The sequence below is a fragment of the Streptomyces kurssanovii genome (assembly GCF_040677245.1).
Lineage (GTDB): Bacteria > Actinomycetota > Actinomycetes > Streptomycetales > Streptomycetaceae > Streptomyces > Streptomyces kurssanovii.
In genome coordinates this window covers 15,332-41,049 of sequence record NZ_JBFAQK010000068.1, presented here as the reverse complement: position 1 = coordinate 41,049, position 25,718 = coordinate 15,332, and the positions used below count along the sequence as shown (strand labels likewise).

At 70.2% G+C, this 25,718-nt stretch carries 25 protein-coding genes; 19 read left to right on the top strand and 6 right to left on the bottom strand.

Annotated features, from left to right (window positions below; all coding sequences use genetic code 11):
- Nucleotides 1-83: 83 nt before the first annotated feature.
- Entirely contained in the window at nucleotides 84-755 is a 672-nt protein-coding gene (locus tag AB0K36_RS30615) for a response regulator (protein ID WP_177151020.1), read from the bottom strand.
- A gap of 13 nt (nucleotides 756-768) precedes the next feature.
- Entirely contained in the window at nucleotides 769-1,818 is a 1,050-nt protein-coding gene (locus tag AB0K36_RS30610; protein WP_435877967.1) for a RecB family exonuclease, read from the bottom strand.
- 123 nt (nucleotides 1,819-1,941) lie between these two features.
- Between AB0K36_RS30610 and AB0K36_RS30605 the strand changes: the two genes are divergently transcribed.
- From AB0K36_RS30605 to AB0K36_RS30595, 3 genes are all read left to right on the top strand, one after another.
- Entirely contained in the window at nucleotides 1,942-3,180 is a 1,239-nt protein-coding gene (locus AB0K36_RS30605) for a site-2 protease family protein (protein WP_364600468.1), read from the top strand.
- Nucleotides 3,181-3,198: 18 nt separating this feature from the next.
- On the top strand, nucleotides 3,199-4,086 hold the full coding sequence (locus AB0K36_RS30600; protein ID WP_005319518.1) for a tRNA (adenine-N1)-methyltransferase: 888 nt from the start codon (nucleotides 3,199-3,201) through the stop codon (nucleotides 4,084-4,086).
- A 211-nt stretch (nucleotides 4,087-4,297) separates the two neighbouring features.
- Nucleotides 4,298-4,879, top strand: a complete 582-nt coding sequence (locus AB0K36_RS30595) for a hypothetical protein (protein ID WP_364600466.1) — start codon at nucleotides 4,298-4,300, stop codon at nucleotides 4,877-4,879.
- A gap of 15 nt (nucleotides 4,880-4,894) precedes the next feature.
- Here the strand turns inward: AB0K36_RS30595 and AB0K36_RS30590 are convergent, their stop codons facing one another.
- The gene (locus AB0K36_RS30590) at nucleotides 4,895-5,206 is read right to left on the bottom strand and encodes a ferredoxin (RefSeq protein WP_005319520.1); all 312 of its coding nucleotides are present in this window, start codon (nucleotides 5,204-5,206) and stop codon (nucleotides 4,895-4,897) included.
- Between the two features lie 264 nt (nucleotides 5,207-5,470).
- Between AB0K36_RS30590 and arc the strand changes: the two genes are divergently transcribed.
- From arc to prcA, 5 genes are all read left to right on the top strand, one after another.
- Complete coding sequence (arc, locus tag AB0K36_RS30585; RefSeq protein WP_189475234.1) at nucleotides 5,471-7,237, top strand: proteasome ATPase; 1,767 nt, start codon at nucleotides 5,471-5,473, stop codon at nucleotides 7,235-7,237.
- A 259-nt stretch (nucleotides 7,238-7,496) separates the two neighbouring features.
- Complete coding sequence (gene dop / locus AB0K36_RS30580; RefSeq protein WP_364600463.1) at nucleotides 7,497-9,008, top strand: depupylase/deamidase Dop; 1,512 nt, start codon at nucleotides 7,497-7,499, stop codon at nucleotides 9,006-9,008.
- A gap of 120 nt (nucleotides 9,009-9,128) precedes the next feature.
- Nucleotides 9,129-9,347 carry a ubiquitin-like protein Pup gene (locus AB0K36_RS30575; RefSeq protein WP_037777052.1) on the top strand — a complete coding sequence of 73 codons (219 nt, stop codon included), beginning with the start codon at nucleotides 9,129-9,131 and terminating at the stop codon, nucleotides 9,345-9,347.
- Nucleotides 9,348-9,493: 146 nt separating this feature from the next.
- The gene (gene prcB, locus AB0K36_RS30565) at nucleotides 9,494-10,339 is read left to right on the top strand and encodes a proteasome subunit beta (RefSeq protein ID WP_159693620.1); all 846 of its coding nucleotides are present in this window, start codon (nucleotides 9,494-9,496) and stop codon (nucleotides 10,337-10,339) included.
- A 44-nt stretch (nucleotides 10,340-10,383) separates the two neighbouring features.
- Nucleotides 10,384-11,193 (top strand): proteasome subunit alpha, encoded by an 810-nt coding sequence (gene prcA / locus AB0K36_RS30560; protein ID WP_364600461.1) that lies wholly within the window; start codon nucleotides 10,384-10,386, stop codon nucleotides 11,191-11,193.
- A gap of 236 nt (nucleotides 11,194-11,429) precedes the next feature.
- Here prcA and AB0K36_RS30555 read toward each other — a convergent pair whose 3' ends face one another.
- Nucleotides 11,430-12,476 (bottom strand): LacI family DNA-binding transcriptional regulator, encoded by a 1,047-nt coding sequence (locus AB0K36_RS30555; RefSeq protein ID WP_364600459.1) that lies wholly within the window; start codon nucleotides 12,474-12,476, stop codon nucleotides 11,430-11,432.
- A 144-nt stretch (nucleotides 12,477-12,620) separates the two neighbouring features.
- Between AB0K36_RS30555 and AB0K36_RS30550 the strand changes: the two genes are divergently transcribed.
- The 11 genes from AB0K36_RS30550 (at nucleotide 12,621) to AB0K36_RS30500 (ending at nucleotide 23,947) form a co-directional block, all read left to right on the top strand.
- Nucleotides 12,621-13,892 carry an MFS transporter gene (locus AB0K36_RS30550; RefSeq protein WP_364600457.1) on the top strand — a complete coding sequence of 424 codons (1,272 nt, stop codon included), beginning with the start codon at nucleotides 12,621-12,623 and terminating at the stop codon, nucleotides 13,890-13,892.
- Nucleotides 13,893-13,901: 9 nt separating this feature from the next.
- A complete protein-coding gene (gene pafA, locus AB0K36_RS30545) occupies nucleotides 13,902-15,263 on the top strand; it encodes a Pup--protein ligase (RefSeq protein WP_005319528.1) in 1,362 nt (453 codons plus the stop codon).
- A 119-nt stretch (nucleotides 15,264-15,382) separates the two neighbouring features.
- Nucleotides 15,383-16,324, top strand: a complete 942-nt coding sequence (locus tag AB0K36_RS30540; protein ID WP_159693630.1) for an FKBP-type peptidyl-prolyl cis-trans isomerase — start codon at nucleotides 15,383-15,385, stop codon at nucleotides 16,322-16,324.
- 65 nt (nucleotides 16,325-16,389) lie between these two features.
- Nucleotides 16,390-16,764 (top strand): FKBP-type peptidyl-prolyl cis-trans isomerase, encoded by a 375-nt coding sequence (locus tag AB0K36_RS30535; protein WP_100106326.1) that lies wholly within the window; start codon nucleotides 16,390-16,392, stop codon nucleotides 16,762-16,764.
- A 125-nt stretch (nucleotides 16,765-16,889) separates the two neighbouring features.
- Entirely contained in the window at nucleotides 16,890-17,849 is a 960-nt protein-coding gene (locus AB0K36_RS30530) for a helix-turn-helix transcriptional regulator (protein ID WP_189475218.1), read from the top strand.
- Nucleotides 17,850-17,862: 13 nt separating this feature from the next.
- Nucleotides 17,863-18,894: a helix-turn-helix transcriptional regulator gene (locus AB0K36_RS30525; protein ID WP_364600452.1), complete on the top strand. Its 1,032-nt coding sequence runs from the start codon at nucleotides 17,863-17,865 to the stop codon at nucleotides 18,892-18,894.
- Nucleotides 18,894-19,166, top strand: coding sequence for a CpXC domain-containing protein (locus AB0K36_RS30520; protein WP_364600450.1), 273 nt, complete (start codon nucleotides 18,894-18,896; stop codon nucleotides 19,164-19,166). Before AB0K36_RS30525 ends, AB0K36_RS30520 begins: the two co-directional genes overlap by 1 nt.
- 44 nt (nucleotides 19,167-19,210) lie before the next feature.
- Complete coding sequence (locus tag AB0K36_RS30515) at nucleotides 19,211-19,408, top strand: hypothetical protein (protein WP_189475214.1); 198 nt, start codon at nucleotides 19,211-19,213, stop codon at nucleotides 19,406-19,408.
- Nucleotides 19,409-19,654: 246 nt separating this feature from the next.
- Nucleotides 19,655-19,951: a Sec-independent protein translocase subunit TatA gene (gene tatA / locus AB0K36_RS30510; RefSeq protein ID WP_364600448.1), complete on the top strand. Its 297-nt coding sequence runs from the start codon at nucleotides 19,655-19,657 to the stop codon at nucleotides 19,949-19,951.
- A 98-nt stretch (nucleotides 19,952-20,049) separates the two neighbouring features.
- Nucleotides 20,050-20,955: a twin-arginine translocase subunit TatC gene (gene tatC, locus AB0K36_RS30505; protein ID WP_364600476.1), complete on the top strand. Its 906-nt coding sequence runs from the start codon at nucleotides 20,050-20,052 to the stop codon at nucleotides 20,953-20,955.
- Nucleotides 20,956-21,118: 163 nt separating this feature from the next.
- Nucleotides 21,119-23,947, top strand: a complete 2,829-nt coding sequence (locus AB0K36_RS30500) for a DEAD/DEAH box helicase (RefSeq protein WP_364600474.1) — start codon at nucleotides 21,119-21,121, stop codon at nucleotides 23,945-23,947.
- A gap of 207 nt (nucleotides 23,948-24,154) precedes the next feature.
- On the opposite strand, the gene AB0K36_RS30495 is transcribed toward AB0K36_RS30500, so the two are convergent.
- Both AB0K36_RS30495 and AB0K36_RS30490 read right to left on the bottom strand, forming a co-directional pair.
- On the bottom strand, nucleotides 24,155-24,550 hold the full coding sequence (locus tag AB0K36_RS30495; protein ID WP_364600446.1) for a nuclear transport factor 2 family protein: 396 nt from the start codon (nucleotides 24,548-24,550) through the stop codon (nucleotides 24,155-24,157).
- Nucleotides 24,551-24,606: 56 nt separating this feature from the next.
- Nucleotides 24,607-25,569 carry an ADP-ribosylglycohydrolase family protein gene (locus AB0K36_RS30490; RefSeq protein WP_364600444.1) on the bottom strand — a complete coding sequence of 321 codons (963 nt, stop codon included), beginning with the start codon at nucleotides 25,567-25,569 and terminating at the stop codon, nucleotides 24,607-24,609.
- Nucleotides 25,570-25,718 lie beyond the last annotated feature (149 nt).

Below are 25,718 nucleotides of genomic sequence, written 5' to 3'. Positions count from 1 at the left end.
GCCGCTTCGAGCGGCTGCCGGGCGCCGGCCGTTCCAGCAGGGCCCGACCGGCGCCGCCCACGGGCGGCCGGGTCGGGCCGTCATCACTGGGCGCCGGGGCGCACCAGACCGCTCTCGTACGCGTACACCGCCGCCTGGACGCGGTCACGCAGGCCCAGCTTCGTCAGCACATGGCCGACGTGCGTCTTGACGGTCGTCTCGCTGACGAAGAGGTCCGCCGCGATCTCCGCGTTGGACAGTCCGCGGGCCACCAGCTTCAGGACCTCCACCTCACGGTCGGTCAGCGTGTGGAGCGTGTCCGGAACCGGCTCCTCGCCGGACGGCAGATGGTCCGCGTACTTGTCGAGCAGCCGGCGGGTGATGCTCGGCGCGAGCATCGCCTCGCCCGCGGCGACCACCCGGATCGCCTGCACCAGTTCATTGGCCGGGGCGTCCTTCAGCAGGAAGCCGCTCGCACCGGCGCGCAGTGCCTCCACCACGTACTCGTCCAGGTCGAAGGTCGTCAGCACCAGCACCTTCGCCGGACCGTCCCGGCCGGGACCGGTGATCTGACGCGTCGCCTCCACACCGTCCATCCGGGGCATCCGGATGTCCATCAGCACCACGTCGGGCTGGAGCGCCCGCACCTGGTCGAGCGCCTGGAGGCCGTCCCCGGCCTCACCGACCACCGCGATGTCCTGCTCGGCCTCCAGGATCATCCGGAAACCGGTGCGCAACAGCGGTTGGTCGTCGACCAGTAGGACGCGGATAGCCACGGGTACTCCTTCTTTAGACCGGGCCCATTCTGCCCTGGCCATCCTCGGCCGACGCGCGCGGGGAAACGCTCAGCGGATAAACCGGGGGAGTGCCGCCGAATTCCGGACACACCGCACGGTGGTCGCACCAGCCGCACAGCTTCGTCGGCCGCGGCCGCCAGTCACCCGTCTCCGTGGCCAGCCGGATCGCCTCCCACAGCGCCAGCAGCTTGCGCTCCATCCGCTCGAGGTCGGCGGTGACCGGGTCGTACGTCAGCACGTCGCCGCTGCCCAGATACACCAGCTGGAGCCGGCGCGGCACCACCTGCTTCAGCCGCCAGATCACCAGCGCGTAGAACTTCATCTGGAACAGCGCGCCTTCGCTGTACTCAGGACGCGGGGCCTTGCCCGTCTTGTAGTCGACGATCCGCACCTCGCCGGTCGGCGCGATGTCCACCCGGTCGATCACGCCACGCAGCCGCAGCCCCGACTCCAGCTCCGTCTCCACGAACATCTCCCGCTCGCGGGGCTCGAGCCGCGTCGGGTCCTCCAGCGTGAACCACCGCTCCACCAGCTGCTCCGCCTCACCGAGCCAGCGCGACAGCCGCTCGCCGCCCGGGTCCTCGGCGAACAGCTCGCCCAGCTCCGGGCGCGCCTCGAGGAGCCGGCTCCATTGGCCGGGAACCATCGCCTTGGCGCGCGGCGCCGTCCGCTCGGCCGCCGGATCGTCGAACAGGCGCTCCAGCACCGCGTGCACCAGCGTCCCCCGGGTAGCCGCTTCGCTGGGCTTCTCCGGCAGCCTGTCGATCACCCGGAACCGGTAGAGCAGGGGGCACTGCATGAAGTCGCTCGCACGCGAGGGTGACAGCGACGTGGGCGGCGCGCTCCGCGCGGCCTGCTCGGTGCCCTCGTCGCCGGCTGCGGGTGCCGCGGCCGTGCCGGGCTCCACGGCCGTGCCGTCCGCGGGGGCGGCGGGCGCCGGCTCGACGACGGCTTCCGACCTGGCGGCCACGGCCGGCCGGGGGACCACCGGCGTGGCGGACCCGTCGGTGGCCGGCTCTGCGGGCTGCTGGCTCGTACTCATGACGCAGACCCTACGGCCCGCCACCGACAGCGAGCGGCATACCATCGACCACAGACCCCGAGCACTGCATGATTTCGAGCGACGACCATACGCAGACGACCCCATTCACAACGAAGGGAACCCGTGAACGAGGACGACACGAGCGGTGAGCGCGAGCGGTCCGGGCCGGACAAGTCGTCCGGCAAGGGCAGACCGCGGCGCCCCGCCGAGCCGGGCGGTGGCCTCCTCATGGGCCGCCCCTTCGGCGTGCCCGTCTACGTCGCCCCCAGCTGGTTCGTCGTCGCCGCCCTGATCACCTGGGTCTTCGGCGGGCAGCTCGACCGCGTGCTGCCGGAGCTCGGCGGCGCACGTTACCTCGTCTCGCTGTTCTTCGCCGTGGCCTTCTACGCCTCGGTCCTCGTCCACGAACTGGCCCACACCGTCGCCGCGCTCCGGTTCAAGCTGCCGGTGCGCCGGATCCAGCTCCAGTTCTTCGGCGGGGTGTCCGAGATCGAGAAGGAGACGGAGACCCCGGGCCGTGAATTCTGGCTCGCCTTCGTCGGGCCGCTGCTCTCCCTCGCCCTGGCCGGGGTCTTCTACCTCGGCATGTACGCGGTGGAGCCCGGCACCGTCCCCGGCGTACTCCTCGCCGGCCTGATGATCTCCAACCTCATCGTCGCGGCCTTCAACCTGCTCCCGGGCCTGCCCCTGGACGGCGGCCGGATGCTGCGCGCCGTCGTGTGGAAGATCACCGGAAGGCCCATGGCCGGCACCGTCGCCGCCGCCTGGGTCGGCCGGGCGCTCGCCGTCGCCGTCCTCATCGGCCTGCCGCTCCTCACCCACACCGGCGCCCTCGGGAACTCCACCGAGGACATCGGCGGGATGGAGACCGTCACCGACGCCCTGCTGGCCGCCATCCTGGCCGCCATCATCTGGACCGGCGCCGGCAACAGCCTGCGCATGGCCCGCCTGCGGGAGCACCTGCCGGAACTGGCCGCCCGCGCACTGACCCGCCGCGCCGTCCCCGTCGAGGCCGACACCCCGCTGTCGGAGGCCCTGCGCCGCGCCAACGAGGCCGGCGCCCGCGCCCTGGTGGTCGTCGACGGCCAAGGCGACCCGACCGCGCTGGTCCGCGAGGCGGCCATCGTCGGCGTCCCGGAACACCGCCGGCCCTGGGTCGCCGTCGGCGGCCTGGCGCAGGACCTCACCGAGGGCATGAAGGTTCCCGCGGAACTCGCCGGAGAGGCCCTCCTCGACACCCTGCGGGCCGCACCCGCCACCGAGTACCTCGTGGTCGAGGAGTCCGGTGAGATCTACGGCGTGCTGTCCGCCGCCGACGTCGAGAGGGCCTTCGTCGCAGCCATGGCACGGCCCGGTTCCTGAAGCCCATACACTGGTCACATGTCCGAACCGACCGGTGCCGCCCGCCGACGCGGGCCCTTCAAGGTCGGGGACCAGGTCCAGCTCACCGACCCCAAGGGACGCCACTACACGTTCACGCTCGAGGCCGGGAAGAACTTCCACACCCACAAGGGTTCCTTCCCCCACGACGAGCTGATCGGCGCTCCTGAGGGCAGTGTTGTCCGAACCACGGGAAACGTCGCCTACCTCGCGCTGCGCCCCCTGCTCCCCGACTACGTCCTGTCCATGCCCCGCGGCGCCGCCGTGGTCTATCCCAAGGACGCGGGGCAGATCCTGGCCTTCGCCGACATCTTCCCCGGCGCCCGCGTCGTGGAGGCCGGGGTCGGCTCGGGCTCGCTCAGCAGCTTCCTCCTGCGCGCCATCGGCGACCACGGCATGCTGCACTCCTACGAGCGCCGAGCGGACTTCGCCGAGATCGCCCAGGCGAACGTGGAGCGTTACTTCGGCGGTCCGCACCCCGCCTGGCAGCTCACCGTCGGTGACCTCCAGGACAACCTCACGGACGCCGACGTCGACCGGGTCATCCTCGACATGCTCGCCCCCTGGGAGTGCCTCGAGGCCGTCTCCAAGGCGCTCGTACCCGGCGGCATCCTCTGCTGCTACGTGGCCACCACGACCCAGCTCGCCCGCACCGTCGAGTCCATCCGTGAGATCGGCTGCTTCGCAGAGCCGCAGCCGTGGGAGTCGATGATCCGCAACTGGCACGTCGAGGGCCTGGCCGTACGCCCCGACCACCGGATGATCGGCCACACCGGCTTCCTGGTCACCGCCCGCCGTCTCGCCGACGGTGTCGAGCCCCCCATGCGCCGCCGCCGGCCCGCCAAGGGCGCCTACGGCGAGGACTACGAGGGCCCCAACAAGGGCTGACCGGCCGTCGCCGACCGCCCGTAACGCACCGACGCCGCCGTCGAGTTCCCGTGCCCCGCACCGAACTCGACGGCGGCTTCCTCATGTTGGCCGACCGCGAAACCGGCCGCCTTTACCCGAGCCTTACGGACCCCGCTGTTCCGGTCTCCTGTGACGTATGGCACGATGCTGGCCACCCCCACCGGCAGAGCCCCCTCAGGAGACCACTCGCGTGCAGAACTCCGTCGCCGTCCCGGACCTCGCGCACACCCACGCCCGCCCTGTGCACTGGCTGGCCACGGCGGCGGCGATGGCCGCAGTGGTGGCGGGTGCCGGGCTGCTCCAGCCCGACGCCGCGACGGCCTCCCAGCCGGGCGCCGGCCCCGGCACGACGACGGCCGCGGCCCCTGCTCCCGCGCCGGATCCGGCCGCCGTACGGCTGCCCATCGAATGCGGCGGGCTCCCGAGCGTCGTGACGAAGAAGGCGACGGGCGACCTCGACGGCGACGGCAGCCCCGAGACGGTGGTGGCCGCGCGCTGCGACGCCGGCTCCGGCACGCCGCCCAGCGGGCTCTATGTCCTGGCAGGCGGCCGTGACACCGGGCCACGGGTGGTCGCCACCCTGGTCGAGCCCGCGCTGAAGCAGAGCGTCGGCGATCTCGCGGTACGTGACCGGACGATCACGGCGACCCTGCTCGGCTATTCGTCCGCCGCCGTACCCAGCTGCTGCCCCGACGAGCAGGAACGGGTCAAGTGGCAATGGCAGGGCGGCAAGTTCGTCCGCGGCGCCCAGGCCGACGCCCTCGGCGCCTGACCCGTATGTGATCCGTCACTCCGCGTCGGGGCCGTAGACCTCGACGTTGTCCGAAACCCGTCGCACGTGGATGCAGTCGCCCGGGCACTCCTTCGCGGAGTCCACCACGTCGTTCAGCAGTGGCAGCGGCACCGGCGTTGTGGCGCCCGGGGCCTGGAGCAGCTCGTCGTCGGCCGACTTCACATACGCCAGACCGTCGATGTCGAGCTCGAAGACCTCAGGGGCGTACTGCGCGCAGATTCCGTCCCCGGTGCAGAGGTCCTGGTCGATCCAGACCTCGAGCGCGTCGGTGGCGCCGTCGGTGGGAACCTCGTGCTGCACGGTCATATCTCCTGCCGTTTCCTTCGTCGGGCGTGGCTCTGTGAAGCAAGTCGTGCCGCCGTTGACGGGTGTTGAACGCTTCGACGATACAACCGCCCGCTTTCCGATGTTGCTGGGTGGGTATCCCCTGGGTATTCCCCTCGCAGGAGCAAGAGCGCAAGGGTGAAGATCGGACACACCCCTTCCGTCTTTGTGATCTAGGGGTTTCAATCACCACCCACACAGGTAGGGTCAGGAAGCGTCCAGCTCCCCTTGGAGGAGGTGAGGACCGTGGCAGCCCACGACGATGACATCAACCGCGGCATCCGGCCGGGGCGGGGGTCTGAAGACCCAGCCGGCCAGGTTGCCTATCTCGAGCAGGAAATCGCCGTCCTGCGCCGCAAGCTCGCCGACTCTCCGCGACACACGAGGATTCTCGAAGAGCGGATCGTCGAGCTGCAGACGAACCTGGCCGGCGTGTCCGCTCAGAACGAGCGGCTCGCCAACACACTCCGTGAGGCCCGCGACCAGATCGTGGCCCTCAAGGAGGAGGTCGACCGGCTCGCGCAGCCGCCGGCCGGCTTCGGTGTCTTCCTGCAGGCGAACGAGGACGGCACGTGCGACATCTTCACCGGGGGCCGCAAGCTCCGGGTGAACGTCAGCCCCAGCGTCGAGCTCGAGGAGCTCCGGCGCGGCCAGGAAGTCATGCTCAACGAAGCGCTCAATGTGGTCGAGGCCATGGAGTTCGAGCGTGCCGGGGACATCGTCACCCTCAAGGAGATCCTCGAGGACGGCGAGCGCGCCCTGGTGATCGGCCACACCGACGAGGAGCGGGTGGTGCGGCTCGCGGAGCCGCTGCTCGAGATGAACATCCGGCCCGGGGACGCCCTTCTGCTCGAACCCCGCTCCGGTTACGTCTACGAGGTCATCCCCAAGAGCGAGGTCGAGGAGCTCGTCCTCGAGGAAGTCCCCGACGTCGACTACGACAAGATCGGCGGACTCGGCGGCCAGATCGAGATGATCCGCGACGCCGTCGAGCTCCCGTACCTGCACCCCGATCTCTTCAAGGAGCACGAACTGCGGCCGCCGAAGGGCATCCTGCTCTACGGCCCGCCCGGCTGCGGCAAGACGCTGATCGCCAAGGCCGTCGCCAACTCCCTTGCCAAGAAGGTCGCCGAGGTGACCGGCCAGCCCGCCGGGAAGAGCTACTTCCTGAACATCAAGGGCCCCGAGCTCCTCAACAAGTACGTCGGCGAGACCGAGCGCCACATCCGCCTGGTCTTCCAGCGTGCTCGTGAGAAGGCGAGCGAGGGCACTCCCGTCATCGTCTTCTTCGACGAGATGGAGTCCCTCTTCCGCACCCGTGGATCCGGCGTCAGCTCGGACGTGGAGAACACCATCGTTCCGCAGCTCCTGGCCGAGATCGACGGTGTCGAGGGCCTGGAGAACGTGATCGTCATCGGCGCCTCCAACCGCGAGGACATGATCGACCCCGCGATCCTGCGGCCCGGCCGGCTCGACGTCAAGATCAAGATCGAGCGTCCGGACGCGGAGGCCGCCAAGGACATCTTCGCCAAGTACCTGACCCCTTCGCTCCCGCTGCACGCCGACGACCTCGGCGAGCACAAGGGTTCGAAGGAAGCCGCGGCACACGCCATGATCCAGTCGGTCGTGGAGCAGATGTACGCGGAGTCCGAGGAGAACCGCTTCCTCGAGGTCACGTATGCCAACGGCGACAAGGAAGTCCTGTACTTCAAGGACTTCAATTCCGGCGCGATGATCCAGAACATCGTCGACCGGGCCAAGAAGATGGCCATCAAGGCCTTCCTCGACCACAACCAGAAGGGCCTTCGCGTCTCCCATCTCCTCCAGGCATGCGTGGACGAGTTCAAGGAGAACGAGGACCTGCCCAACACCACCAACCCGGACGACTGGGCCCGCATCTCCGGAAAGAAGGGCGAGCGGATCGTCTTCATCCGCACCCTCGTCACCGGAAAGCAGGGCGCGGACACCGGCCGGTCCATCGATACGGTGGCGAACACCGGTCAGTACCTGTAAAAGGCACACCGGCTGCGGATGCCGGCGGTCCCCCGCCGAAGGCAGGGGGACGGGCATCCGCAGCCGGTTGCTTTCCGGACAGGTCTGACCACACCGGAGCAATGACGAAATTGATCTCCCCACCCACGCAGCGGCGTTCTAGGCTCGTCCGTACCGTCGGGTCACGCAGTGCGGGGACGGGCACCGCGCGCACACCGGAGCACCCGCGGTACTTGAGCGCCGTTCCCGGAGGGGAACGACGCCGGGCAAGGAGGGCCGCATGACCGTACGGCGAGTAATGGGCATCGAGACGGAGTACGGGATCTCCGTCCCCGGCCACCCGAACGCCAATGCCATGCTCACCTCGTCCCAGATCGTCAACGCGTACGCGGCGGCGATGCACCGGGCGCGCCGCGCCCGCTGGGACTTCGAGGAAGAGAATCCGCTGCGGGACGCCCGCGGCTTCGACCTCGCCCGCGAGGCCGCCGACTCCAGCCAGCTCACGGACGAGGACATCGGCCTGGCCAATGTGATCCTCACCAACGGCGCCAGGCTCTACGTGGACCACGCCCACCCCGAGTACAGCTCCCCCGAGATCACCAACCCGCTCGACGCCGTCCTGTGGGACAAGGCCGGGGAGCGGATCATGGCCGAGGCGGCCGCGCGGGCCGCGCAGCTCCCGGGCGCCCAGCCGATCCATCTCTACAAGAACAACACCGACAACAAGGGCGCGTCCTACGGCACGCACGAGAACTACCTGATGAAGCGCGAGACCCCGTTCTCCGACATCGTGCGCCATCTGACGCCGTTCTTCGTCTCCCGGCAGGTCGTCACCGGCGCCGGCCGGGTGGGAATCGGCCAGGACGGCCATGAGCACGGGTTCCAGATCAGCCAGCGCGCCGACTATTTCGAGGTCGAGGTCGGGCTCGAGACCACCCTCAAGCGCCCCATCATCAACACCAGGGACGAGCCCCACTCCGACGCGGAGAAGTACCGCCGCCTGCATGTGATCATCGGCGACGCGAACCTCTCGGAAATCTCGACGTACCTCAAGCTGGGCACCACGGCCCTGGTGCTGTCGATGATCGAGGACGGCTTCATCGCGGTGGACCTCGCGGTCGAGCAGCCGGTGCGCACGCTCCACCAGGTCTCGCACGACCCGAGCCTCCAGCAGCTCGTCACGCTCCGTAGCGGCCGCACACTCACCGCCGTACAACTCCAGATGGAGTACTTCGAGCTCGCCCGTAAGTACGTCGAGGAGCGCTACGGCGCGGACGCGGACGAGCAGACGAAGGACGTGCTGACCCGCTGGGAGGACACCCTCAACCGGCTCGAGAACGACCCGATGAGTCTGGCGGGCGAGCTCGACTGGATCGCGAAGCTCGAGCTGATGGAGGGCTACCGCAGGCGGGACGACCTGGACTGGGACGCCGCCCGGCTGCATCTGGTGGACCTGCAGTACGCGGACGTGCGGCCCGACAAGGGCCTGTACAACCGCCTGGCGTCCCGCGGCAGGATCAAGCGCCTGCTGGACGACAGCGCGGTGGAACGGGCCATGACGCAGCCTCCTGAGGACACCAGGGCCTATTTCCGCGGCCGCTGCCTCGAGCAGTACGCGGACGACGTGGCGGCCGCCTCGTGGGACTCGGTCATCTTCGACCTCCCGGGCCGCGACTCCCTGCAACGGGTTCCCACGCTGGAGCCGCTGCGGGGCACCCGCAACCACGTGAAGGAGCTCCTGGACCGCTGCCGCAAGGCGGAGGACCTGCTCCGGGTCCTCGGCAGGGGCTGAAACGGCTTCTGTCCGGGAATCATGAAGGTGGGCCCCGGACGTTGGAGGAAGTGCGGGGCCGATGTCGGACCCCGCGAGTAGGGTCTGATCAAGAACGTCGAACCGAGCGGGGTGAGGTGCATGGCGACCAAGGACACCGGCGGCGGACAGCAGAAGGCGACGCGCTCCACTGAGGAGGTCGAGGAGCAGGCGCAGGAGGCGCAGGCTGCGGAAGACCTCAAGGAGCGCCAGGAGAAGCTCTCGGACGACGTCGACTCGGTTCTTGACGAGATCGACGATGTCCTCGAGGAGAACGCCGAGGACTTCGTGCGGTCATTTGTGCAAAAGGGCGGAGAGTAGCCCTGGTTGTCCGCCCTGGTGCCACCGGTGAAAGCCGGGAGCACCAGGGCGGATGACTGGCGACAGCGCGGGTAATGTCCGTGCACAGTTCGAAAGATCGGCCCGCGCGTGATGCGGCGGGCCGCCGCCTATCCGGAAGGAAACGCGTGGAAGCCAACCCTCGTAGCACCGGGCGTCTGCCGGCAGCCTTCCTGACGCCGGGTTCGTCGTCGTTCATGGACTTCCTGGGCGACCACTCGCCCGACCTGCTGCCCGGCAGGCGCACGCTGCCGCCCGTGCAGGGGGCCGTCCAGGCACCGCACGGGACGACGATCGTCGCCACGACGTTCCCCGGCGGCGTGGTCCTCGCCGGTGACCGGCGGGCCACGATGGGGAACATGATCGCCCAGCGCGACATCGAGAAGGTCTTCCCCGCCGACGAGTACTCGGCGGTGGGCATCGCGGGCACCGCCGGTCTCGCGGTGGAGATGGTCAAGCTGTTCCAGCTCGAGCTGGAGCACTTCGAGAAGGTCGAGGGCGCCCAGCTCTCCCTCGAGGGCAAGGCCAACCGCCTCTCCACGATGATCCGCAGCAACCTCGGCATGGCCATGCAGGGCCTCGCCGTCGTCCCGCTCTTCGCGGGCTACGACATCGACCGCGAGAAGGGGCGCATCTTCTCGTACGACGTCACGGGCGGCCGCTCCGAGGAGCACGGTTTCGCGGCCACCGGTTCCGGCTCGATCTTCGCCCGTGGGGCGATGAAGAAGCTCTACCGCGAGGACCTGACCGAGCAGCAGGCCACCACGCTGGTGATCCAGGCGCTGTACGACGCGGCGGACGACGATTCCGCGACCGGCGGCCCGGACGTGGCCCGGCGCATCTACCCGATCGTCACCGTCATCACGGACGAAGGCTTCCGCCGGCTCACCGAGGCCGAGACCTCCGAGATCGCGCGTTCGATCCTCGAGGGCCGTCTCACCCAGCCCGACGGCCCACGCGCCGCTCTCCTGTGACGGCCGCGATGTACCCGCTTTCGACAGAAAGGGACGGATAGCCGGTGTCGACGCCGTTCTATGTCTCACCTCAGCAGGCCATGGCCGACCGGGCGGAGTACGCCCGCAAGGGCATCGCCCGTGGCCGCAGCCTCGTCGTGCTGCAGTACGCCGACGGCATCGTCTTCGTCGGCGAGAACCCGTCCCGTGCCCTGCACAAGTTCAGCGAGATCTACGACCGCATCGGTTTCGCCGCGGCCGGCAAGTACAACGAGTACGAGAACCTGCGTATCGGCGGCGTGCGCTACGCGGACCTGCGCGGCTACACCTACGACCGCGACGACGTGACGGCCCGCGGCCTCGCGAACGTGTACGCGCAGACCCTGGGCACGATCTTCTCGAGCGCCGGTGAGAAGCCCTACGAGGTGGAGCTGGTGGTCGCCGAGGTGGGCGCCTCGCCCGAGGGCGACCAGATCTACCGGCTGCCGCACGACGGTTCGATCGTGGACGAGCACGGCTCGGTCGCGGTGGGCGGCAACGCGGAGCAGATCAGCACGTTCCTGGATCAGCGGCACCGTGACGGCATGTCGCTGGCGGAGGCGTTGAAGCTGGCCGTGCAGGCTCTTTCGAGCCAGTCGAACGGCAGCGACCGGGAGATCCCGGCGGACCGCCTCGAGGTCGCGGTCCTGGACCGTACGCGCCCACAGCAGCGGAAGTTCAAGCGGATCGTGGGCAGGCAGCTGGCGCGGCTGCTGGAGGCCGACGGTGCCGCTTCCACCCCGACGGACGCACCCTCCGACGACGAGACGGACGAGGCGACGACCGAGGGAACGACCGAGGGGACCACTGAGGGGACGACCGGGGCCGGGGAGTAACCCGCCGACGACGGCTCGCCCCGGACCGCCCGTGCGGTCCGGGGCGTAGTCATGTCCGGGGCGAAGGGTAGGCCGGCGACGGTGCGCGAGGCGTCGTGCCGGCACCCGCCACGCCCGGATCGATCCGCCCTGCGCGCCCAGGACGGCCACAGGGCCTCGTGCGGCCCCGTGCTCGGCCCGCCGGAGGCCCGGAGACCTGTGATCACGCCGTACGCCCCCACGGGCTCGCATGAGCCTCAGACCGGCGGGGGAGCGGAGGAGCCCCGTACGACGAGCTCGACGGGGAGACTGCGCTCCTCGGGGCGCCGGCCGTCGAGTACGGCGAGCAGCGCGTCCATGCCCCGCTCGCCCACCTGCTCGGCGGGCAGACGGACGGTGGTGAGCTCGGGCTCCACGGCGGTCGCCAGGGCGAGATCGTCGAAGCCGGTGACGCTGACGTCCTCGGGCACCCGCAGGCCGAGCCGGCGCGCGGCCTTGCAGGCGCCCGCGGCCAGGATGTCGTCGTCGCAGACGACGGCCGTGGGGCGTGGTCCCGGGGCAGTGAGGGCCCGTACGGCGGCCTCCCTGGCGCTGTCGACGTCGAGCGGAGCGGGGACGGTGCGCACCTCCGTGCCGGCGGCCCGGGCGGCCGCCTCGTGGAGCGCACGGGCGCGAACGTCGAAGGTCCAGGAGGCGACCGCCGAGGAGAGGTGGACGATCCGCCGGTGGCCGAGAGCGGTCAGGTGGTCGGTCACCTGCCGCATGCCGCCGGCGATGTCGAGGTTGACGTGGGCGGCGGCGCCGGCGTCGGCGGGGTCGCTGTCGAGCATGACCAGCGGCAGGTCGCTCCCGCGGATCGCCGTGAGCGCCTGGGCGGCCATCGAGGAGGCGATGACGCCGTCCAGGGCCGCGCGCGCGGAGGCGAAGGGGTCCTTGGCGGGCCCGACACCCTCGGGGGAGGGGTAGAGCACGACACCGAACCCGTGGCGGGCCGCGACGGCCGCGGCGCCCGTGTAGACGCGGGCGAAGAACTCGTTGGTCAGCGCCGGGACGACGAGGAGCGCGGTCCTGGTGCGGCCGAGGCGGAGGTTGCGGGCGGCGAGATTCGGCCGGTAGCCGAGGTCCTGGGCGGCTTCGCGGACCACCGCCGCCGTGCGTTCGGAGACGCGGCCGCGCCACTTGTCGCCGAGCACGAGCGAGACGGTGGCCTGCGAGACCCCGGCGGCGCGGGCGACGTCCCTGCTGGTGGGGCGGGCCGAGTCCGCTCCGGCCGGGGGACGGTCCTGCTGGGACCGGTGTGCCATCTGTCCGCCGTCCTCGGCCGCCCGTCGGAGATGTCACGACGTCCGGGGCGGCGGCGCTGTGGACCCGCGGACTGTCGACATGGTACGTATGGACCATCACGTTATACGTAAAACCTCGACGGAAGCCGGGGGAGAGGGGACGGCATGGCCGCCGGGTACGCAGACATCCTCAAGGCCCCGCACGCGGCACGCCTTCTCACCGGCACCCTGGTCGGCCGGCTGCCCAACGCGACGGCGCACATCGCCATCGTGCTGTTCACCCGCGCGGAAGGCGGCAGCTACACGCTCGCCGGCGCGCTCGCCGCCGTCTACGGCCTGGCCACCGCCGTGGGACAGCCGCTGCTGGGCCGGGCCGTCGACCTGTACGGACAGCCGCGGGTACAACTGCCCGCCGCCGTCGTCTCCGCCCTCGGCATGTTCCTCCTCGCGGCGGCAGGCACCGGTTCACTGGCCCTCGCGTACGCCGCCGTGAGCGTCGCGGGCCTGTTCACCCCGCCGCTCGAGGGCGGGCTGCGGGCCCTGTGGCCGAGTGTGCTGGGCAGGGAGGACCGCGTGCACCGGGCGTACGCCATGGACGCGGTCGCCCAGGAGGTCATGTTCACCGTCGGACCGCTGCTCGTGACGCTGCTCGTCTCGCTGTGGTCGCCCGGCGCCGCGCTGTTCGTCATCAACGTCATCGGTGTCGTCGGCGCCCTGTCGGTCGTGATGTCGAAACCGTCCCGCGCCTGGCGCTCCGCGCCACGGGAGGCCCACTGGCTGGGGGCGCTGCGCTCGCCGGGGCTGCTCGCTCTCCTCGGCGCGTTCTTCTTCGTCGGCCTGGCCCTCGGTTCCATCACGGTCGCGGGCGTGGCCTACGCCGACGACCACGGGCGTGAGTCGGTGTACGGCTGGCTGATGGCCGCGCTGGGCCTCGGCGCCCTCGTCGGCGGCTCGGTGTACGGGGCGCGGCAGTGGGCAGGCGCCCCTGAGCGGCGGCTGCTGATCATCGTGGCGCTGCTGGCCGCCGGGTACCTCCCGCTGATCCTCACGCCCGGTGTGGCAGCCATGACGGCCCTGTCGGCCGTCGCGGGTGTGTTCCTCGCGCCGGCGATCGCCTGCGCGTTCATCGTCGTCGACCGGCACGCGCCGCGCGGCACGGTCACCGAGGCGTTCTCCTGGCTCGTGACCACCTTCGGCGTGGGCGCGGCGGCCGGCACGGCGGTGGCCGGTCCGGCCGTCGAGATCGGCGGTACCGCGTGGAGTTTCGCGGTCGCCGGGGCCGGAGGGATCGCCGCGCTGCTGGTTCTGACGTCCACTCAGCGGGTACTCGCGGTTCCCGGCCGCACCGACGGCATCACGGGCTCCGGCACCCACTCATCGGAAAATGATCGAAACGGTGCCGCCCAACCCGGTTTCAGCTCAGGCCGTGAGGCGTAATGTTCAGACATGGACCGCCGCATTTTCGGGCTGGAGAACGAGTACGGCGTCACGTGCACGTTCAGGGGACAGCGCCGACTGTCACCTGACGAAGTGGCGCGCTACCTCTTCCGCCGTGTCGTGTCATGGGGCCGCAGCAGCAATGTCTTTCTGCGGAACGGAGCCCGCCTGTACCTCGACGTGGGTTCGCATCCGGAATACGCAACACCTGAATGCGACAACGTGACCGAGCTGGTCACGCACGACAAGGCCGGCGAGCGCATTCTCGAAGGCCTTCTCGTCGACGCCGAACGCCGCCTGCACGAGGAGGGAATCGCGGGCGACGTCTATCTCTTCAAGAACAACACCGACTCGGCGGGAAACTCCTACGGCTGCCACGAGAACTATCTCGTCGCGCGCCATGGCGAGTTCTCGCGGCTGGCCGACATCCTGATTCCGTTCCTCGTCACGAGGCAGTTGCTCTGCGGCGCGGGAAAGGTGCTGCAGACGCCCCGGGGAGCGGTCTTCTGCGTCAGCCAGCGTGCGGAGCACATCTGGGAGGGCGTCAGTTCCGCCACCACCCGCTCGCGCCCCATCATCAACACCCGTGACGAACCGCACGCGGACGCCGAGCGGTACCGCCGGCTCCATGTCATCGTCGGCGACTCCAACATGTCGGAGACGACGATGCTGCTGAAGGTCGGCGCGACGGACCTGGTCCTGCGCATGATCGAGGCGGGCACGGTCATGCGCGACCTCACGCTGGAGAACCCGATCCGGGCCATCCGCGAGGTCAGCCACGACATAACGGGCCAGCGCAAGGTGCGCCTGGCCAGCGGCCGGGAGGCCTCCGCGCTCGAGGTCCAGCGCGAGTACTACGAGAAGGCCGTCGACTTCGTCGACCGTCGCGGCATCCGTACCGGCACGGTCGAGCAGGTCCTGGAGCTCTGGGGCCGCACGCTGGACGCGATCGAGGAGGAGGACCTCGACCGGATCGGCACCGAGATCGACTGGGTCATGAAGTACAAGCTGCTGGAGCGGTACCGCGCCAAGCACAACATGTCCATGTCCCACCCGAGGGTCGCGCAGATAGACCTCGCCTACCACGACATCCACCGCAGGCGCGGTCTGTACTACCTCCTCGAGAAGAAGGGCCAGGCCGCCCGGATCTGCAACGACCTGAAGATCTTCGAGGGCAAGTCGGTGCCCCCGCAGACCACCAGGGCGCGGCTGCGCGGCGATTTCATCCGCCGGGCGCAGGAGCAGCGGCGGGACTTCACCGTCGACTGGGTGCACCTCAAGCTCAACGACCAGGCGCAGCGCACGGTGCTGTGCAAGGACCCCTTCCGGTCGGTCGACGACAGGGTGGAGAAGCTCATCGCCGGCATGTGATCCGAGTCCGTCGCACGTGTGTCGGAACGTCACCCGGGCCCCGTACGTTTCTCGTGCGGGGCCCTCGGCACGCCCTAGAGTGTCCGCATCTACCAAGCCGTTAGAGATCTGAGGAACACGTGCGCCGACTTGCCGGCCTGCTCGTCGTACCCCTGCTGCTGTTGACGACAGCGGCATGCGGTGACGACAAGGGCTCCGATTCCGCTTCCACCTCGATGACGAACGGGCTGCCCACGATCACCGAGGGTGCGAAGTTCGGCGAGAAGCCGACCCTTGCCAAGGGCGAGGGTGAGCCTCCCAAGGACCTGAAGGTCAACGTCGTCAGCGAGGGCAAGGGCCAGACCCTCAAGAAGGGCGACGTCGCCCAGGTCGACTACCTGGGCCAGGTGTGGGACGGCGAGGAGCCGTTCGACAACAGCTTCGACCGCGGCGAGCCGTTCACGGTGACGCTCGGCGGCGGCGGTGTCATCGAGGGCTGGCAGAAGGCGCTCGACGGCCAGAAGGTCGGCAGCCGTCTCGAGGTGGCCATCCCGCCGGAGCTCGGTTACGGCGCGCAGGAGCAGGGCAGCATCCCGGCCAACTCCACGCTGGTCTTCGTCATGGACATCGTCAAGGGCACCACCCTCCCGACGTCCGCCAAGGGCAGCGAGGTCGCCCAGGACAACATCGACCTGCCCAAGGTCGGTACGAACACCGACGGCGAGAAGCCGTCGCTGACGGTGCCCAAGAAGGACGCGCCGTCCAAGCTCGTGTCGAACTACGTGATCGAGGGCACCGGTCCCGCGGTCAAGGCCACGGACACCCTGTCCGTGAAGTACCAGGGCGTCCTGTGGAAGGACGGCAAGGAGTTCGACAGCAGCTACGCCAGGGGCAACGCGCCGGTGAGCTTCCCGCTCGCCCAGGTCATCCCCGGCTGGCAGAAGGGCCTCGAGGGCAAGAAGGTCGGCAGCCGCGTGCTGCTCGTCGTCCCGCCGGACATGGGCTACGGCGACCAGGAGCAGCAGGGCATCCCGGCCAAGTCCACCCTCGTCTTCACGGTCGACATCCTGGCCGTTCAGTAGGACGACCGGGACGTTCTGCGAGACTGTCCCGGTTGATCACACAGAGAAACGCAAGGAGCAAGACCGTGAGCATCGAGAAGCCCGAGATCGACTTCCCGGGCGGCGAGCCGCCGGCCGACCTGGAGATCAAGGACATCTGGGAGGGCGACGGCCCGGTGGCGAAGGCGGGCGACACCGTCTCCGTGCACTACGTGGGCGTGGCCTTCTCCACCGGTGAGGAGTTCGACGCCTCCTGGAACCGCGGCACCCCGCTGCAGTTCCAGCTGGGCGTCGGCCAGGTGATCTCCGGCTGGGACCAGGGCGTGCAGGGCATGAAGGTCGGCGGGCGCCGTCAGCTGACCATCCCGGCGCACCTTGCCTACGGTGACCGCGGCGCCGGCGGCGGCCGCATCGCCCCGGGCGAGACGCTGATCTTCGTCTGCGACCTCGTCGCCGTCTGAGGCCTCGCGGAGCGACGTCGTGAGGGCCCGTGCCTGCCGGCACGGGCCCTCGCTTTTGTCCGGACACCCCGGGGCGGTACGGTCGACGGGCGTAAGGGATTTCATAAAAGAGGTGAAGGGCGTCGATGGCGATTGCCAAGGCCGAGCGGCTGATGAATCTGGCGCTGTGTCTGCTGGGGACCCGGCGTCCCCTGAGCAAGCGTGAGCTGCGCGGGTCCATCGAGGCCTACCTCGAAGCAGGTTCGGACGACTCGTTCAACCGGATGTTCGAGCGGGACAAGGACGATCTGCGGGAACTCGGTCTGGTGATCGAGACGGTGGAGTCCCTCGACGGGGACATCGGCTACCTCGCGCGCCGGGACAGCAACCGGCTGCCGCCCATCACCCTGGACGCCGAGGAGGCCGCCGCCCTGGGCCTGGCCGCGAAGGTGTGGCAGCAGGCGCGTCTCGCCGGGGCAGCCAGCGGCGCCCTGCAGAAGCTGCGGGCGGCCGGCATGCCGGAGGCCGAGGACACCTTCGAGCTCCACCACAGCGCCCTCGAACCGCGCATCCCCGTCCATGAGGCGGCCTTCGAACCGCTGATGCTGGCCTGCCGCGACCGCCGGCCGGTCCTCTTCGACTACCGCAAGGCGAATTCGGCCCGTCCCGAGCAGCGCCATGTGGAACCGTGGACGCTCGAGTGCTGGCGGGGCCACTGGTACCTGGCCGGCTTCGACCGCAGCCGCGGCGCCGAGCGGGTCTTCCGCCTCTCGCGCATCACCGGCAAGGTGCGTACGTCCCGTTCGGGAGCCTTCACCGCGCCCGTGCCCGACGTCGTCACCGTCCGCGAGACCGTCGAGAGCTGGGCCGGGGAGACGGCGACCCGTTCGGCACGCATCAGGCTGCGCACCGACTGCGGCTACCCGCTGCGTTCGAGGGCGACCGAGGTACGGGAACTCGGCGACGGATGGGACGAGTTGGAGATCCCGTACGGACACGGTCTGGACGCCTGGCTCGTCGAGTTCGGCCCGGACGTCGTCGTGCTGGAGCCCGCGGACCTGCGGGCGGACGTGGTCGACCGGCTACGCGCCGTGGCCAAGGGCTGAGGGGGCGCACGACATGGCGATCAATGCCATCGACCAGACCCGGCGGATGCTGTCACTGGTGACGTATCTGCGCGAGCGCCCCGGCGCCCGCATCGCGGACGTCGCCCGCGCCTTCGGCATCACCGAGGACGAGCTGATCTCCGACCTCGACGTGCTGCCCATGTGCGGGACGAGTTTCCGCGGCGGTGACCTGCTCGACATCGACACGGACGGCGAGCGGATCTGGTGGCGCAACCCGGACGCGTCCGGCGAGTCCACCGCCGAGCCGCTGCGTCTCGCCGCCGACGAGGCGACCGCGCTGCTCGTCGCGGCCCGAGCCGTGGCCACCCTCCCCGGACTGCGGGAGGGCGACCGTGAGGCGCTGGTACGGGCCACGGCCAAGATCGAAGGCGCGGCCGGTGAGGCGGCGGGTGCCTCCTCCCGGCTCTCGGTGACCTTCGAATCGGAGGGCGGCGTCTTCGCCGAGGTGGACCGGGCGATCTCCGAGCGCCGGCGGCTCTGGCTGAAGTACTACTCGCCCGCGCGCGACGAGCTCACCGAGCGCGAGGTGGACCCGATCCGGCTCTTCGCCGTCGGCCACACGTACATGGAGGCCTGGTGCCGCCTCTCGGAGGCGCGCCGCACCTTCCGGCTCGACCGGGTCGCGGAGATCCGGCTGCTCGACGCCCCGGCCGCGCCTCCCGAGATCGAGCTGCGCGACCTCTCCGAGGGCCTGGTGCAGCCCTCCGCCGACGATCCCGAGGTCGTCGTCGAGGTGGCGCCCGGCGGACGCTGGGTCGCCGAGTACTACCCGCACGACCTGGCGGAGGAACTGCCCGACGGCGGTATGCGCATCACGCTGCGTACGCCGTCGCCCGCCTCGCTGCGCCGGCTGGCGCTGCGGCTGGGCAGGGACGGCAAGATCGTGTCGCCGCAGGACCTCGCGGACAGCGCCCGCACGGCGGCGCGCGAGGCGCTCGCCGCCTACGAGGCCGAGGAGCACCGCGAAGGTCGCCAGGAGCACCAGGAGCGCCAGGACCGTCAAGAACAGGGAGCCGGCGCCTGATGACCGTGACGCCCGGTGTTCCGGCGATGACGCCTGTCCCCGCCCGCGTCGGGCCGGTGCTCTTCAGAGCCGCGTGCCCCGACTGCCGCGCCCGGTTCGAGCTGTCCGCCGGCGCCCTGCGCCTGGCGATAGGCGGCAGCCGCCGCACCACGTTCTACTCCTTCACCTGCCCCGAATGCGGCTCCGCTGTCCGCAAGCCGGCCGGTGAACGCATCGTGGAACTGCTCACCGGCGGCGGGGTGCGGACCCTGCGCCTGCACTCCACCGTGTGACGTCCCGCTCGGAAACCGCTCCAGGAACGGTCTAGGCTCTGCGCATGTTCTGGCCCATGCTCGCCATCGCACTCGGCTTCCTCGGGATCGCCGTCCTCGGCGTCCTCGGCGTCCGGGTCTTCATCGAGGCCCGGCGTCTGGGCAGCGCGGTCGCCCGCGCCACGGACCGGATCAACAGGGCCGCGGAGGACCTGGAGCGGGCCGCCACGTCCCTGGCCCGCTCGGGCGAGACTCTCCGCTGAGCCGATGTGACGCTCGAGCCGCGCCGGAGACCGCGGACGCCCCCTGCTGCGGCGCAGGCCCTGGCGGTACGCTGCTGGTGGCGGCACCGGTGATGAGGCGCCGACCGCTGACGGGAGTACGCACGGGGATTGCCATGCGTTTACCCGTGCGAGTTACGATCGCTGCCGGTCGCGGTTCGGACGCCTGTCCTACCGCGGTCAGCAGCCAGAGCCCCAAGCCGCCTCGGTGAGAAGGTAGACACAGTTATGTTCCGACAGATCGGGCCCACCGAGATCATCATCATCGCGCTCCTCATCCTGCTGCTGTTCGGCGCCAAGAAGCTTCCGGACATGGCGCGTTCGCTCGGCAAGTCGGCGCGGATCCTGAAGAGCGAGGCCAAGGCGATGAAGTCCGAGGGGCAGCCCGCGGCGGCCCCCGCGGAGCCCAAGGACCCGGCCCAGGGCGGCGACAGCCAGACTCCGCACCGCACCATCCAGGCGGCGCCCGGCGACGTCACCAGCGCCCGCCCCGTGAGCGAGCCCACCGACACCCCCCAGCGCTGACCCAAGGTCACGTGACCGTGGCCTGCCGCACGAGATGAGGACGTGGGTTGCTCAAGCCTGCCCGCTCGAAACAGAAGGAGAAGGACCCCGAGGGGCGCATGCCGCTCGCGGACCATCTTCGTGAGCTCCGCAACCGGCTCGCGAAGGCCATGCTGGCGATCGTCATCGCCTCGGTCGCCGCGGTGGCGTACAGCCAGGAGCTGATGGAGTTCCTCACCTCACCGGTGCCCGAGTGCGTCGGGGACGGCCCCCAGAAGGGCGGCGTCTGCGCCAGGGTCGTCTACACCGACCTCCTGTCGCCGTTCACCACGACCGTCAAGGTCGTGCTGATGGCCGGCATCATCGTGTCCTGCCCGGTCTGGCTCTACCAGATGTGGGCCTTCGTCGCGCCCGGCCTGCACAAGAACGAGAAGAAGTACAGCTACTACTTCGCCGCGGCGGCTGCGCCGCTGTTCGCCGGTGGAGCGTACTTCGCCTACCTCGTCATGCCGGTGAGCATGAAGGTCCTGCTCTCGATCACGCCCGCTCCCGCCGAGAACCTGCTGAGCGTCGACAAGATCCTCGACTTCACGGTCCGGATGGTGCTGATCTTCGGCTTCTCGTTCGAGCTGCCCCTGCTCCTGATCATGCTGAACCTGACCGGGATGGTGACCGGCCGGCGGATGCTCGGCTGGTGGCGCGGCGCTGTCATGGGCATCTTCGTCTTCGGCGCGATCGCCACCCCCTCGACCGACCCGCTGGGCATGGTCGCCCTGTCCGGACCGATCATCCTGCTCTACTTCTGCGCGGTCGGGTTCTCGATGCTCAACGACCGGCGCCGCCGCCGTAACGACCCCGACGCGGAACTCGACGACGACGAGGCCTCCGACCTCGATCTCACGCCGGCCGCGCTCGGCGAGGTGGAGCCCGTCTCCGCCACGGCCCGCGCGCTGCCCGAGCAGGCCACCGGCGAGGCCGACGGCGGCCGCACGAACCGCGTGAACGGCTACGACGACATCACCTGAGGCGCGAGCCGCCATCAGGCCCGTGAGCGGGGCCCGCCGATCCGGCGGGCCCCGCCCGCGTATGCATCGGCGCACACCCTCGCGGGTACTCCAAGCGGTAGGTGCTCTCGTCCGATTAAAGATCCGCTCAGTGTCAGAGGGGGCGGGTAGTCTCGTGAACAAGATGACCGAGGACCTCTCTCCCGCAGAGCGCTATGCCGCCGCCCGCGTCCGCGCCGCCGAGGAGGCCACTGCGCTGGCCCCCTTCCGAGCGATGTACGACTTCGACCTCGATCCCTTCCAGATCGAGGCATGCCAGGCCCTGGAAGCGGGCAAGGGCGTGCTCGTCGCCGCGCCCACCGGCTCGGGCAAGACGATCGTCGGCGAGTTCGCCGTCCACCTCGCCCTCGAGCAGGGCCGCAAGTGCTTCTACACCACGCCCATCAAGGCGCTCTCCAACCAGAAGTACACCGACCTGGTCAAGCGCTACGGCGCCGACAAGGTCGGGCTGCTGACCGGCGACAACAGCGTCAACTCCGGTGCACCGGTGGTCGTGATGACCACCGAGGTGCTGCGCAACATGCTGTACGCGGGCTCCCAGTCGCTGCTGGGCCTCGGTTACGTCGTCATGGACGAGGTGCACTACCTCTCCGACCGTTTCCGCGGCGCCGTCTGGGAGGAAGTGATCATCCACCTCCCCGAGTCGGTGACCCTGGTGTCACTCTCGGCGACCGTGTCGAACGCGGAGGAGTTCGGCGACTGGCTCGACACCGTGCGCGGCGACACCGAGGTCATCGTCTCCGAGCACCGGCCCGTGCCCCTGTGGCAGCACGTCCTCGCGGGACGGCGGATGTACGACCTCTTCGAGGAGGAGACCGACCACGGCGGCCGCGGGGTCGCCCGCCGCGAGGTCAACCCCGACCTCGTGCGGCTGGCCAGGATGGAGAACAGCCGCACCTACAACCCGCGCGACCGGCGCCGCGGGAAGATGGTGCGCGAGGCCGACCGGGAGCGCGAGCGGCGCCAGCGCAGCCGCATCTGGACCCCGGCCCGGCCCGAGGTCATCGACCGGCTCGACTCCGAGGGACTGCTTCCCGCCATCACGTTCATCTTCAGCCGGGCGGGCTGCGAGGCCGCCGTGCAGCAGTGCCTGTACGCCGGTCTGCGGCTCAACGACGAGGACGCGCGCAGAGAAGTGCGCGAGATCGTCGAGGACCGGACGGCCTCCATCCCCGGCGAGGATCTTCACGTCCTCGGCTACTACGAGTGGCTGGAGGGGCTGGAGCGGGGCATCGCCGCACACCACGCCGGCATGCTGCCGACCTTCAAGGAAGTCGTCGAGGAACTGTTCGTACGGGGCCTGGTGAAGGCCGTGTTCGCCACGGAGACACTGGCGCTGGGCATCAACATGCCCGCCCGCTCCGTGGTGTTGGAGAAGCTCGTCAAGTGGAACGGCGAGCAGCACGCCGACATCACCCCCGGTGAGTACACCCAGCTGACCGGCCGTGCCGGGCGCCGTGGCATCGATGTCGAGGGCCACGCGGTGGTCCTGTGGCAGCGGGCGATGGACCCGGAGGCGCTGGCGGGGCTCGCCGGGACCCGGACGTACCCGCTGCGTTCCAGCTTCAAGCCGTCGTACAACATGGCCGTCAATCTCACCCAGCAGTTCGGGCGGCACCGCTCGCGGGAACTGCTGGAGACGTCGTTCGCGCAGTTCCAGGCGGACAAGTCCGTCGTCGGCATCTCCCGACAGGTACAGCGCAACGAGGAAGGCCTCGAGGGCTACCGGGAGGGCATGACCTGCCACCTGGGCGACTTCACCGAGTACGCACGGCTGCGCCGCGAGCTGAAGGACCGCGAGACCGAACTGGCCAAGCAGGGCGCCGCGCAGCGCAGGGCCGCCGCCGCGACCTCCCTGGAGAAGCTCAAGCCGGGCGACGTCATCCATGTCCCGACGGGCAAGTTCGCCGGGCTGGCACTGGTCCTCGACCCGGGGCTGCCGGCCGGCCGCACCAACGGCCACCGCGGCCTCGAGCACCACGACGGGCCGCGGCCGCTGGTCCTCACCTCGGAGCGGCAGGTCAAGCGGCTGGCGTCGATCGACTTCCCGGTGCCGGTCGAGGCGCTGGAGCGGATGCGCATCCCGAAGTCCTTCAACCCCCGTTCCCCGCAGTCGCGTCGGGACCTCGCCTCCGCGCTGCGCACCAAGGCCGGGCACATCGTGCCCGAGCGGCACGGCAAGCGGCGGTCCGCCGCGGCGGACGACCGTGAGATCTCCCGGCTGCGCGCCGCACTGCGTGCGCACCCCTGCCACGGCTGCGACGAACGAGAGGACCACGCCCGCTGGGCCGAGCGGTACTTCCGCCTCCAGCGCGACACCAAGCAGTTGGAGCGCCGGATCGAGGGCCGTACGAACACCATCGCGCGGACCTTCGACCGGATCGTGGCCCTCCTGACGGAGATGGACTATCTCCGCGGCGACGAGGTCACGGAGGACGGCAAGCGCCTGGCACGGCTCTACGGCGAGCTGGACCTGCTGGCCAGCGAATGCCTGCGTGAAGGCGTCTGGGAGGGACTGAACCCGGCCGAACTGGCGGCCTGCGTCTCGGCGTTGGTGTACGAGGCGCGGCAGTCGGACGACGCGGTCGCACCCAAGGTCCCGGCCGGGAAGGCGAAGGTGGCGCTCGCCGAGATGGTCCGCATCTGGGGCAGGCTGGACGCCCTGGAGGAGGAGTTCAGGATCAACCAGGCGGAGGGCGTCGGACAGCGGGAGCCGGACCTCGGCTTCGCCTGGGCCGCCCACCAGTGGGCCTCCGACAAGGGGCTCGACGAGGTGCTCGGCGAGGTCGGGATGCCGGCGGGCGACTTCGTGCGCTGGTGCAAGCAGGTCATCGACGTGCTCGGCCAGATCGCGGCGGCCGCGCCCCGGGAGAACAGCACCGTGTCGAAGAACGCCCGCAAGGCGGTCGACGCGCTGCTGCGGGGTGTGGTGGCGTACAGCTCGGTGGGCTGACTCGTCTCGGTGGGCCGACTCGTGGGGTCCGGCTGACTCCTGCGGTCCGAGGGGCTGACCCCTCAAGTGCGAGGGGCCGCTAGGGTTCGACGGGTGCCGCTCACCCGGCCGTCCACGTGCCGGGTCGGGCGGCCGCGCACGTGAACGGCCGGACCGCTGGACGGCCGCTGCCTCGGCCGTCTGCTCTGGAGGGCGCAGTCCGGGCCGTCAGCTCCAGAAGGCGTCCACCTCGTCGAGATCCTCCGTGCATTCGTCGATGTCGGTGACCTTGCCGCCCACGATGGTGAAGAAGAGTCCGTCGCGGATCTCGATCCCCCGGTCACCGCGGTCGGCCCGGACGGTGTGGAAGGACATGACGTGTCCGCGCCCGTCGGCGAGTACCGCCTCGAGCTGGATCTGCATGGTTCCGTCCGTCTCCCTGCCCATACGCCGGAAGAGGTCGAGGATGGCCTCACGGCCCTTGTGGTGCCCGGAGAGCGGGTTGTGGCCGGGGACGTGGTACACGGCGTCGGCCGTCATCAGGTTGCCGAGGGTTTCCATGTCACCGGAGACGAAGGCGGTGTAACCCTGGCGGACGAGGGCGCAGTCCGGGTGTTCGGACATGGTGATCCACACCTTCCGTCACTGAATTTCCCTTTTCGTCCATCATCCGCCGGGTCCTACCGGCTGTCCACGGACGGGGTCCCGGCCAGGGCGAGGGCCAGGCCGGTGAGCTCCGGGCACCGTAGTACCCGGTCGCCGAAGCCCGGCAGCGGCACATGCAGCGGTGCCGTCCACCGTTCCGGTACCGCCCCGATGCCATGGACCGCGCCCGCCAGTGCCCCCGTCACCGCCGCGACGGTGTCGGTGTCACCACCCAGGTCGATCGCGGCCCCCAGGGACTCCTCGAACGAGCTGGTGGTGCGTAGCGCCCACAGCGCGGAGCCGAGAGCGGGCCACACGGCGCCGTTGAACTCGGTGGCGTCGTCGGGATGCCAGTCGGGGGACAGGACCGTCGACCAACGCGCACGGTGGTCGGGGTGGACATGCCGGAGGGTCTCAGGGACGGCGGCCGACGGGTCCGCGCCGTCCAGCGCGACGCGGATCAGCTCGTGGAGGACGGCCGTGCCCTCCCAGGCCGCCCGGTCGCCGTGGGTGAGGGCCGCGATACGGCGGGCAGCGTCCATCGTCGCCCAGCGGCCCGCTCCGGCGAAGTACACCGCGGAGGTGGCCGCGCGCATCAGCGAGCCGTTCCCCGCCGCCCGCCCTGTCATGGCGAAGTGCAGTCCCGCGGCCGTGTCCCACGGGTCGCCACCGGTCAGGACCTGTTCCGTCTGGAGCCCGATGTCCTTGGGCTCGCCCGCCGCCCAGCGCTGGAACCTGCCGAACAGGTCCGCCGGTTCCAGTCCGCCGTGTTCCAGGAGCGATTCGCCGACCAGCACGGCCATCTGCGTGTCGTCCGTGGCCTCGCCCGGATCCCAGCCGCCGCCACCGCGCATCTCGCCGGACCCGTCGGGGAAGTGGGCCCGGTACACGCCCGGTTCACCGAACTCGAAGGGCGCGCCCAGGGCGTCGCCGACCGCGGAGCCCACGACGGCGCCTACGGCGCGACTCGTGCGGGTCGCAAGGTGCTCGTCCGTCATCCCGTCAGGCTATGCGGTGGGCAAGGCCACTTGGGCATCAGCCGACAGTCCACAGCCGTTCTGCAAAAGGTCTGCCGGACACCAATCCACGGCGGACCCGGCCGCGAATAGGGGGTGAGGACGGCGCGAGGCCGGCCCGGTGGGGAGTG